10 protein-coding genes are annotated in these 10,447 nt (G+C 51.2%); 9 read left to right on the forward strand and 1 reads right to left on the reverse strand.

Annotated features, from left to right (window positions below):
• Positions 1 to 112 precede the first annotated feature (112 nt).
• The 7 genes from PT964_RS12445 to PT964_RS12475 all read left to right on the forward strand — a co-directional run bounded on the left by PT964_RS12445 (position 113) and on the right by PT964_RS12475 (position 8,128).
• Positions 113 to 1,090: a lysylphosphatidylglycerol synthase domain-containing protein gene (locus PT964_RS12445; protein WP_274363671.1), complete on the forward strand. Its 978-nt coding sequence runs from the start codon at positions 113 to 115 to the stop codon at positions 1,088 to 1,090.
• Positions 1,087 to 2,577, forward strand: coding sequence for an alkaline phosphatase family protein (locus tag PT964_RS12450; protein WP_425262711.1), 1,491 nt, complete (start codon positions 1,087 to 1,089; stop codon positions 2,575 to 2,577). Before PT964_RS12445 ends, PT964_RS12450 begins: the two co-directional genes overlap by 4 nt.
• Positions 2,574 to 3,320, forward strand: a complete 747-nt coding sequence (locus tag PT964_RS12455) for a glycosyltransferase family 2 protein (RefSeq protein ID WP_274363672.1) — start codon at positions 2,574 to 2,576, stop codon at positions 3,318 to 3,320. The genes PT964_RS12450 and PT964_RS12455 overlap by 4 nt, the downstream gene beginning before the upstream one ends.
• The gene (locus PT964_RS12460; RefSeq protein ID WP_274363673.1) at positions 3,317 to 4,828 is read left to right on the forward strand and encodes a nucleoporin-interacting protein; all 1,512 of its coding nucleotides are present in this window, start codon (positions 3,317 to 3,319) and stop codon (positions 4,826 to 4,828) included. Before PT964_RS12455 ends, PT964_RS12460 begins: the two co-directional genes overlap by 4 nt.
• Positions 4,829 to 4,981: 153 nt before the next feature.
• A complete protein-coding gene (locus PT964_RS12465) occupies positions 4,982 to 6,088 on the forward strand; it encodes a hypothetical protein (protein WP_274363674.1) in 1,107 nt (368 codons plus the stop codon).
• Between the two features lie 30 nt (positions 6,089 to 6,118).
• The gene (locus PT964_RS12470; protein ID WP_274363675.1) at positions 6,119 to 7,051 is read left to right on the forward strand and encodes an FTR1 family iron permease; all 933 of its coding nucleotides are present in this window, start codon (positions 6,119 to 6,121) and stop codon (positions 7,049 to 7,051) included.
• 66 nt (positions 7,052 to 7,117) lie between these two features.
• A complete protein-coding gene (locus PT964_RS12475; protein ID WP_274363688.1) occupies positions 7,118 to 8,128 on the forward strand; it encodes an NAD-dependent epimerase in 1,011 nt (336 codons plus the stop codon).
• Positions 8,129 to 8,574: 446 nt separating this feature from the next.
• Here the strand turns inward: PT964_RS12475 and PT964_RS12480 are convergent, their stop codons facing one another.
• On the reverse strand, positions 8,575 to 9,120 hold the full coding sequence (locus PT964_RS12480) for a GNAT family N-acetyltransferase (RefSeq protein WP_274363676.1): 546 nt from the start codon (positions 9,118 to 9,120) through the stop codon (positions 8,575 to 8,577).
• A gap of 171 nt (positions 9,121 to 9,291) precedes the next feature.
• Between PT964_RS12480 and PT964_RS12485 the strand changes: the two genes are divergently transcribed.
• A complete protein-coding gene (locus tag PT964_RS12485) occupies positions 9,292 to 9,657 on the forward strand; it encodes a hypothetical protein (RefSeq protein WP_274363677.1) in 366 nt (121 codons plus the stop codon).
• Positions 9,658 to 10,168: 511 nt separating this feature from the next.
• Positions 10,169 to 10,447 (forward strand): alcohol dehydrogenase catalytic domain-containing protein (locus PT964_RS12495; protein ID WP_274363678.1); only part of this gene is annotated, 279 nt, incomplete at its 3' end.

The raw sequence follows: 10,447 nt of genomic DNA on the forward strand, positions 1-10,447 counted from the left end.
AATTCGTATTGCAGCACCGCCCGGCGGCGTATTTGCCGGGCGGTTTCGCTGTTTAGCAACCTATAAATAGTTTGTTGACGATGAGAATCGTTATCAGTAGAATGGTTCTATAATGAAGAAGATAACCTTACTTTTTATTAAAATCGTTATATTTGCAGCATTCATTTATCTCGCATGGCGCTATTTCGACGGCCCGGCTTTTGTTGACGGCTGGAAGGCGCTTGCGGACGCGCCGCTCTGGCTGGCGCTCATGACGGCGGCGTATTCGGCCGCCTTTTTTTGCAGAGCCGCCGCCTGGCGGCTGTATTTACCGGAAGCGGAGCGGCCGACGCTTGCGCTATGCTGGCATGGGCTCATCTATAGCCTGCTGCTGAACCACGTGCTGCCGGTGAAAGCCGGCGACGCGGCGCGCGTAGGCGTCCTGTGGCGCCACGGAACCCCAGCGGCGCTGGCTCTGCACAGCGTCGCAGCCGCACGCGCGCTCGACATGGCCGCGCTGACGGCGCTGGCGGCTGCGGGCGCGCCGCTCCTGCTCGGGGCCGACGACTGGGCCGGCCCCGTATACGCTGCGGCCGGCCTAGCCGCGGCCGCCGCAGCCGCCGGCGCGCTGCCGCTTGCGCGCCGCCTTCCTTGGCGTGCGGTGCGCCGCCACGCCGATATTGCCGCGAACGCGCTGCGCGGTGTCCGCGGAGTAAGCATCGCGGCGTTGACGCTCGCCGGCTGGCTGCTTGAGGCTGCGGTCGTGTTCGCCGTCGCCGCTGCGGCTGCGGCGCACGGGGAGCTTCGGCTGCCGGAAGCCGTATGGGCTAACGCCTTCACGATTGCCGGGGGGTTGTTTTATGCCGGTCCCGGCGGAATCGGCGGGTATGAAAGCGTGATGAGCTTTGCGCTCGAGAGGACCGGGATGACATGGTCCGACGCGCTGAACGTCGCACTCATCTCCCACAGCTTTAAATTTCTATACTCTTACGCGGCGGGACTAATCACCTGGTTGGCGATGCCGATCGGAAAGAAAGACTGGAAAGAGTGGCGCGGCATGACCGCCGCCGTAAAACAGGACGAAAATCGGAAGGGAGCGGTCACGCCATGAACATGGATAAGACGAAAGGGGTAACGCCCTTTGAAAAATTCGCCGCACGGGCATGGAACTTTTTAAATGAAGGAAAACCGTTTTTGCCGATCTTTACCGTCGGAGCCTTTTTCTTATACCATCTCCCCGATTGGGGCGGCTTGCCGTTCTGGGGGAATGCGCTATTTTCGCTCGCGCTTGTATTGCCTATTCTGCTTCTCTATATGATCTACGACTTTCCTCTCTATCTTCGAAACTACTTGTGGATTCCCGTCGTGGCGGCGCTTTTGGCATACGGCAGGGAAAGCCTTGACCTTCGGCTCGCAGGCTTCGCGCTGGCCCTCTATACGTTCTTTACCGTCTTTTTTTGGGGTACGATTTATTATCATTTGCGCATCGGGACGCCGTGGAACAACTTTGCGCGCTTTTGGAAGCTAGTGTTAAAGCATAGCGATTCCACGAGCGGCAACGCGCAGGAGCAAATACCAAAGTTTCTGTTGCTGCTTGGACTATGGGAGATGCTCTATGGCAAAATGACGACGGAATACTGGAGTTGGAGTGTGAACGGCGGTACCCTTTTCGCGCTGTACGCCGGCATCGCCGTTTTCGCCTGGGTGCTTCACCGATATTTGTTCGATTGGAAGCCAAAGGAATACGATTGGTTTACTAGGGACAATTTTGAAGCACCTGCGTCGCCGCATGCCAAAAAAGTGTACGTAATCGTGATCGACGGCATGCGGAAAGAACGGTTCTATGAAGCGAAGACGCCGTTTCTGGACAAGCTGCGCATGGAGGGCACGGAGTATACGCAGATGGAGACGATTTATCCGGCGCGAACCGTCGTATGTTTCTCCTCCATGCACACGGGAGCCTACCCGCGGGAGCACGGCATTGCGTCGAATCTGGTTCTTCGCTACGGCGTGAAGACGGAAAGCGTCTTCGATGCGCTCCGGCGCGCGGGCCGCAAAGGGCGTCTGCTCGGGATTGCGCATTTGATCGACGCCTTCGGTGACGATGTCGAGAGCATAACGGCGGTTATGAACAATGACGAAGCGGATCGGCACATCATTGAGCGGGCCAAAAAGATCGTAAGCGAGCAGGATCCCGATTTTCTTACGGTGCAGCTGATCGGTACGGATCAAACCGGACATTCCCGGGGCGTGTTTTACGACGACTACATTCAAAAAATTGAAGAGGCGGACGCGCTGATCGAGGAGTTTGTCGGATGGCTGGACGAAAGAGGAAAGCTTGAAGACGCCGTACTTATTTTTTGCGCGGATCACGGACAAGCCGACGGCATCGGCGGACACGGGCATTTGGACGACGGCGAGCGGTACGTTCCGTTCTTCGTTTGGGGGCAAGGTGTAGCAAAAGGAAAACGTGTCGACCGGAAGCATTCTCTCGTTTCGCTTGCTTCGACTGTTACGTATTTGCTCGGCGCGCCGTTCCCGAGCCATGCGCACGGTCCGGTGCTGACGGAGCCGTTCGAAAAGGAGAGCGGACAATGACGCGCATCGTTGTGTTTTTGCCGGCCTACAATGAGGCCGAATCGATCGGCGGCGTCATCCGGCGCGTGCCTCGGGTGTTGCCGGGCTTCCCGAACGCCGTTGTGGAAATCGTCGTCGTCGACGACGGTTCGACGGACGCTACCGCCTCGGCGGCCGCCGAAGCCGGAGCGGACCGCGTGCTGCGCCAGCCGCGGAATAGGGGGCTCGGTGCCGCGGTGCGCGCCGGTCTCGCCGAGTCGTTGCGGCTCGGCGCGGATGTCGGCGTCATGATCGACGCCGACAATGAATATCCGCCGGAATCGATCCCTGCGGTCGTGGAACCGATCCTGCGGGGCGAGGCGGATTACGTGTTCGGTTCCCGGTTTCTTGGAACGATCAAGGGAATGAAGCTACACCGGCGGCTCGGCAATTACGCGTTTACTTGGCTGCAGCGCATATTGCTTGCGGTTTCGCCGGGCTACGGGGCCCGCTTTGTCCGGTTGACCGACGGACAATCGGGCATGCGCGCTTTTTCCCGCGAAGCCATGGAGCGGGCGGACATCATTCACGATTACAATTACGCGCAAGTGATTACGTTGAACTTGCTTCGCCAAGGCTTTCGGCATAAAGATATGCCGATCGCTTATCAGGTGCGCACGAAAGGCCGATCGTTCATAAAGCTCCGTAAGTACGCTATGGCGGTCTTGCCGGCGATCGCGCTCGAGATGCGCAGAAAGCCGCGAAAGCGGGCGGGGCTGTCGTGAGCGCAGGACCGATTTTTGTTCGGCGATCCGGCTATGCCGCATTCTTAACGGCTTGTACGGCCGCGGCAATTATGTGCGCCTTGCGATTGGCATATGCTTCACCGTATGCATCGTCTTGGGACGCCGTCGACTTTGCGCTTGCGCTGGACCGCTTCGATTTGCTCGCTATGCAGCCGCACTTCCCGGGCTATCCTTATTTTATTTTAGCGGCGACGCTTGTACGCTCTTTCGTCGGGGATGCCGTTGCGGCACTTTCGGCCGTAAGCGCGATTGCCTACGCTTCGGCCGTCGTTCCTATGTACCGGCTTGTGCGGGCGACGCTTCCCGCTTGGCCGGCTGCGCTTGCCGTCGTCGCGATGCAGGGCTCCGCCTTCATGTGGCTGATCGCATCGCAGCCGATGTCGGAAGGGATGGCGGTTGCCGCCTTATGGTGGTACTTATGGAGCTTGCACGAATCGCTTCGGTCCGACCGGTTTTTCGTCCGCATGGCTCCGGCGCTTCTGTTCGGGCTGCTCATGGGCATTCGTGTATCGTATCTGCCTTTCGGCGCCGGATTGCTGCTTCTTCTTCAGCGGGAATGGAAACGGAACGGCCGGCTTGGACCGGCGGCACTTCTTATGTTCATCGTAAGTTTCCAGCTGTTATGGATTGGGGCTCTCGCCGCTACGGAAGGAAGCATAACCGGTTTTTCGCGGCTTTCGTTCGAGTTTATCCGCGGTCATTTCACAGAATGGGGCGGAGCCGCCACGGCGGATGCAGGTGAACCGTTACCGGTTAGGTTCGTTCGGCTTATAGCTTATAACATTCTATGGGCCGGATTATGCGGGGGGAATGCATGGAATGCAGCCGCGATGGGAGCCATGCTGGCTGCCTCGGCAGCGGCTATGTTCGTCGGCAGGCGGACCACGGCGCAGCAGTTTAACCGGCTATTTCGAATGAAATGGCTCATCATCCTGTTTGTCTTGTACTTTTTGTGGGCGCTATTCGCGCAAAACGTCGACAAGCCGAGGCATATCGTCCCTTTGATCGGTATAACCTTATGGCTTACGGCATGTTTCGTATACGCCGTTAGTACAGGCAAGCGCATTATTGTTCGGACAACAGTGATAACAACCGGCTTGTTAGCTTTGATTTTACAGCTTAGCGCGGGCTTGCAGCTTCTTCTGGAACAGCGCAACGAGCTGCCGCCGACGTACCAATTGCACAACCATATGGAACGGCTCGGCGCCAATTTTATTTTGTATACGTGGGAAGAAACCCGGGTGCTGCATTTTTTACAAGCGGATTATTCCCATAGGCGCATCCACACGTATTCGTTGTTTTTGCAAGAGATTGAAGCAAGACCCGATGAAACCGTATATATAACGGGAGCGGTTGCCGACGGGTTTGTTAGTCAAGGTGCCGAAATCGAAGGGCATCTCGTACCGGTGGCCGAGTTTTCGGGCAACGAAATGATCGAGCCCGTTTATCACGAGATTCGTCTCTATGAATGGAAGCGTCAACAGTAGCAGAATCATCGGCTTGGAAAGCTTTTTTCGAGCCTTCTTTTTTCTTGACAGCCTTATTGAAAATGATTATCATTACATTCGAAAGAGAATGATAACCGTTCTCATTAGATAATAACCTACATAACCCGATAACCCGGTAGAAGGAGTGAGAGCGTGAAACGATGGTTGCCGCTCCATAAATTAGCACTGCTTTGTACGGTAGTGTTAATGCTGCTTCCGCAGCAAGCATGGGCTTATTCCTATGGGGATCCGAGCCAGGAGGTAATCGCGGAAGCTTTGAAGGAGTTTCAGGCGAAATTAAGCGGAGACAGCCCGGACTGGACGGGCGTCGGTAAAGTATATAAAGTTCACCGCGCCGAAATCGAATCTCACTTCGGTACCGCAGTCGCCGTAACTTTCGATGTCAATATTGCAGCGAAGGATAAAGATTTGTTTCTGGCAAATTATAAAGCGCTGCTCGTTATGAATTTGGAGAGGCGTTTCGATTATGCGCATAAAGGGATAAACGATTACTCGCAGGCGAAATTGCTTCTTGCGAAAGCGAAAGGTACATACGATGTTCTACAGCCTTATGTAAAGTCCGACGTCGACACCGCGGTCATGGCCGCATTCGATGCAGCTTTAGAAGCTTTGGGAAACCCGGGGTTGTTCGGTGTCGGGGAAAAGCCCGTCGATCCGGAAACGTTCAAGCAGCAAACGACGCTCATTCTCGAAAAAATAAAACCGTTATTTCCATACAAAGAATCGAAGCCTGCCCCGGTAAAGCAAGAACCGGCGAAAACGGCGCCGGCGAAAGATCAAACATCGACGGAAACGCAGCAGAAGCCGGCGGAAAGCACAGCGAAGCCTGCGGAACCTTCAAATAAGCCCGAAGCTTCTCCTGCGAAGCCCGAGAAAGAAACGGGCACCGCTGTAGAAAGCCCGAAGCCCGAAGTAACGGAAGCGGAAACGAATGAAACGGAGCCGGCGGAGACGGTTGAGGCAGAGGCAGAAGCCGGCCAGACGGAGACTGTCCAGCAAGAGGAGCAGCCTATCGAACCAACCGAATCGGTCGAATCGATCGATTCGCCAAACGAGGAAACCGCTTTAGAGACGGAAGTTGAAACCGAGCCGGCGGCCACCGTGGAATCGGCAACGCAGCATGCGCCGATGGAACGTTCGAACCGTACGAATCCGATCGTGAGCGTTGTTGTCATCGGAGCGGTCGTGTTGGCGGCAGCGGGCGGCATATGGTACGCGAAAAAGCAAAAATTGTTTTAAATGCGATTTTAGGTGAAGAGGAGTGGCGGCATGGATTTTCAAGCGTTTTTAATTACGTTTCGCGAGGCGCTTGAAGCGTTATTGATCGTAGGGGTCATCGTAACGTACCTGACGAGGATCGGGGAGACTCGCTGGAATAAATGGGTATGGCTCGGGGTTGTTCTGGCGCTGCTGTCAAGTTACGGCGTCGCGCTTGCTTTCCAAGTCGTCTTCACCGGCTTTTCACAAATGGCGAATCATATTTATTTGACGATCGGCATATTGTTCATTTCCACAGTCCTTTTAACGCACATGATTATGTTCATGTCCAAACAAGGCAGAGACATGAAGGGGGAAGTGCAAGGCAAAGTAGCCGCCATATTGACGACGGGAAGTGTCGTCAACATGATCGTACACTCCTATTTGATTACTCTTCGTGAAGGGGTCGAAACGGTATTTTTCTTCGCGGCCATATCTCAGGGAAATATCGAAAAAGCGATCACGAGCTGGGGAGCTCTGATCGGTCTCCTAACCGCAATCGTCATCGCGTGGTCGTTCTTCCGCGGAACGCGCCGGGTTCCTCTTGGAACGTTTTTTAAGATTACGGGAATATTTTTGGTCATTATCGCTGCCGGGCTGTTTGTGCAAGGCGTCAGCATGGCGCAGGACGTCGGAATTCTCGGAAGTTTGTATCGTACGGACGGCGGAGAAATAGGCGAGTTATATAATATCACCTGGTTTATGCCTGAGCATCCGCAGGATTATGAGCATTATGTCCGAGACTTCGGTGAAACGCCTCTGATCAGCGGTCAAGTCGGTGTCTTCATGAAGGCGTTCCTTGGGTACACGCAGAATCCGTCCGTTGAAGAATTTCTCGCATACTGGGGATATTATTTTGTTGTGATGTTTTTGCTGATTTGGCAGCGAAAAAAAACGGAACGCTTTGTGCAAACGAAGACAAACGCCGAAAATGTTTTGGCATAAAATTGACCACTATATCGGGAAAGGAAGGCGGCAGTCAAGTTGCGACCGATTGATCGTTCACAACCGATTCTCATTACAGGTGCGGCGGGATTTGTCGGCTTTCATTCGGCAAAGCGATTGCTGGAGCAAGGATATAAGGTAGTCGGAATCGATAATATGAACGACTATTACGAACCGATGTTAAAGTATGACAGGCTTGGGGTACTAAAGAAATACGAGTATTTTACGTTCCGGCCAATAGACATTGCGGATCCGGCAAGCCTTGAAGCTCTATTCCGCGAATCCGGACCTTTCCCGGCAGTAATTCATCTCGCTGCCCAGCCTGGTGTCCGGCATAGCATTGAGAATCCGCATATTTATATTAGTTCAAACATAACTGGATTTGTAAATATTCTTGAATGCTGTCGTCATAATGGCACCGCACATCTTATGTATGCTTCCTCAAGCTCCGTTTACGGGGCCAATACCGAACTGCCTTATAAAACAAGCGATTCCGTTTCGCATCCCATAAGCTTGTATGCCGCTACGAAGAGATCGAATGAGCTTATCGCCCATTCGTACAGCCATTTGTTCGGACTACGGGTTACAGGTTTCCGTTTCTTTACAGTATATGGGCCATGGGGACGCCCGGACATGGCGTATTTTTCGTTTACTCGGGACATTTTGTCCGGAAAAAGCATTAAGCTGTACGGAAACGGTGAAATGCGGCGGGATTTTACATACGTGGACGATATAGTGGAAGGTATCGTACGATTGATCGATAAGTCGCCTTCTCCGAATCCGCTGTGGGACTACCGCCACCCAAATCCGGGAACAAGCTATGCCCCTTTTAAAATATACAATATAGGAAATAACAGAGCGGTGAAGTTATCGGAATTTGTTGCAACATTAGAAGATGTTCTTGGCAAAAAAGCGATCATTGAATATTTGCCTATGCAGCCCGGCGATGTCTTTGAAACTTATGCTGACATTTCGGACTTGGAGCATGATGTCGGTTTTCGACCTAAAACATCGCTTGAGGAAGGCTTAAGCAGATTTGTTGAGTGGTACAACGGATATTACGGCCCGTCTCTCTAACAAGGCTCCGACTTGTTTGGTCTTGCGGCGGATACGGCATTAACGCAGGAGATGTTGGACTTTTGCGCTGAACACAATATACTCCTGAGATTGAAGTGATTTCCGCCGCGATTCGAGCGAATTAACGGACATCCGGTTCCGCTAATGAGCCCTTTTACCCGGTTTCGACAAAATTAGCGGACATCCGCTTCCGTTAGCGCCAAAGCGATTAGCGTCAGTTCCGGAAGCAGTGGTAAACGTCGATACCGGCAGCCCCGTCGATATCGGCAGCATCGTCGGTACCGGAAGTGCCGAAAGCACCGACAGTACAGCCAAAAATCGTTCGACCTTTGACCTGCCATATAGAAGGTGCAAAGATTCAGTTGACGATCGACAACGAGCATTTCACGGCGACGATGTATGATAATTCGGCAAGCAGGGACTTCTTGGGGAGACTCCCGCTAAGGTCATCCGTGAAATCGCCCCATAATAATGGTGTTATAGTATTTACCGTCGGAAAGAAATTTGTCTTTTTTTAATATGCCTTCTATTTCAAACCCTAACTTTTCATAAAGCTTTATGGCTTTTTCGTTCGTTTCTAATACATTCAAAGTCATTTTCTTTATATCGTTGGAATCAGCCCAAAGAATGGATTCTTTCAATAGGTTTTTTCCAATGCTGCATCCCCAATAATCTTTCAACACACATACCCCGAATTCAACCTTATGTGATAACCTATTCAAATGATTTCCTTCGCATCTTGAAAACCCAACGATTCGGCCTTGAACTTCCGCAACTAAGAATAGGTTTTTCTTATTTTCTGTATCCGATTTAATAATCTGCTCAAACCCTAATGTATCTATAAATGCCTCGCCTTTTTCTCTGTCTAAATTTTCAGTCTCGCCATCAATTTGTAATCGAATTGTAGACAATTGTTCTGCATCCTTGTTAATTGCAGATCTAATAATATAATTCATTCCATTAACATGATACTCTTTCTCTTTTATTATCATTGTCTGCTCCAATCAACGAAGTTATTTCGTTCAAATAAACACGGAACCCGTTAAGCTTACGCGATGGCGGGTTCTTTTAATTCCCTATGATCTCTTTCAAAGGTAACGTACGCAGAATTCATCAACATGAAGAAGCAATTGAATAGTAAAATAGTGGTATGGAGGTGTACTATGCCGATTTTTACTGTTATTGCTTTTTCCGCCATAATTATAGCAGTTTTGTCTTTATTGCTTGCAATCTTAGGTAAGCGACAGTTTTACTGGATCTCTGCCCTCGGGATTTATGTATTCAGTTTTATAGCAGGATTTTCGATAGGACAACTGACGGTAGGCTTAACTTTTATTCCATTAACATTGGCAACAGGTATTTCCTTAGGTTGGCTAAAATCGAAAGCGGATTATTTTTTAACCGTAGTAGTCGGCATTCTCATAGGAGTTATTATTGTGACGGTTGTTGATGATTACTATACTTTTTTTCCTTTATGGATATTATCACATTTTTTTGATGTACTAATAAAGTTTCTTCTCGATACTTAAAATAACGGGTTACGAGACGGTGATTTTAATAAAGGAGATTGAAGGACATGAAATATAGAACGTTAGGAAGCACCGGTCTGGAAGTGTCTATTTTAAGTTTCGGAGCGTCTTACTCGGTTCCGTCTTCAGGGAGATTAACAAAGAGGAGGGAATCCGGACGTTCCAAACCGCGGTCGTCATGGTTGCGCGCAGAAAGGGCAAGACATATCCAAACTGGCGATTCAATATTGTGTCGCAAATGAAAAAATACCAACCACATTAGTAAGTACTGCGAGCACGGAACATATCAAAAAGAACATTCAATGGACGGATGAGCCCATGGATACGCAATTGCTGAAGGAAGTACTCGACATTTTGGCACCGNATTAGTAAGTACTGCGAGCACGGAACATATCAAAAAGAACATTCAATGGACGGATGAGCCCATGGATACGCAATTGCTGAAGGAAGTACTCGACATTTTGGCACCGATCCATCATAAAACTTGGCCGAGCGGAAGGGCGGAATATCGATGAAAAGCATTGTCTGCGAAAAACCGAATGAATTCAGGATGATTGAAGCGGAGGAGCCCTTCCTGCAACAAGGCGAAGCTCTGGTACGCGTTCGAAGAATAGGAATTTGCGGGACGGATTTGCATGCATTTAAGGGCAATCAGCCGTATTTTACTTACCCGCGCGTGCTGGGGCATGAATTGTCGGGCGTAATAGAAGAAACCGGAGAAAACGCCGGCGGATTGCGAAAAGGCGATCAAGTGGCGATCATACCGTACATGGAATGCGGCGAATGTATC

This window comes from Paenibacillus thermotolerans (assembly GCF_028745515.1).
Lineage (GTDB): Bacteria > Bacillota > Bacilli > Paenibacillales > YIM-B00363 > Paenibacillus_AE > Paenibacillus_AE thermotolerans.

Coding starts and splice junctions, on each gene's coding strand:
- PT964_RS12445 (WP_274363671.1), top strand. CDS start 113: ATGAAGAAGATAACCTTACTTTTTATTAAAATCGTTATATTTGCAGCA.
- PT964_RS12450 (WP_425262711.1), top strand. CDS start 1,087: ATGAACATGGATAAGACGAAAGGGGTAACGCCCTTTGAAAAATTCGCC.
- PT964_RS12455 (WP_274363672.1), top strand. CDS start 2,574: ATGACGCGCATCGTTGTGTTTTTGCCGGCCTACAATGAGGCCGAATCG.
- PT964_RS12470 (WP_274363675.1), top strand. CDS start 6,119: ATGGATTTTCAAGCGTTTTTAATTACGTTTCGCGAGGCGCTTGAAGCG.
- PT964_RS12480 (WP_274363676.1), bottom strand. CDS start 9,120: ATGATAATAAAAGAGAAAGAGTATCATGTTAATGGAATGAATTATATT.
- PT964_RS12485 (WP_274363677.1), top strand. CDS start 9,292: ATGCCGATTTTTACTGTTATTGCTTTTTCCGCCATAATTATAGCAGTT.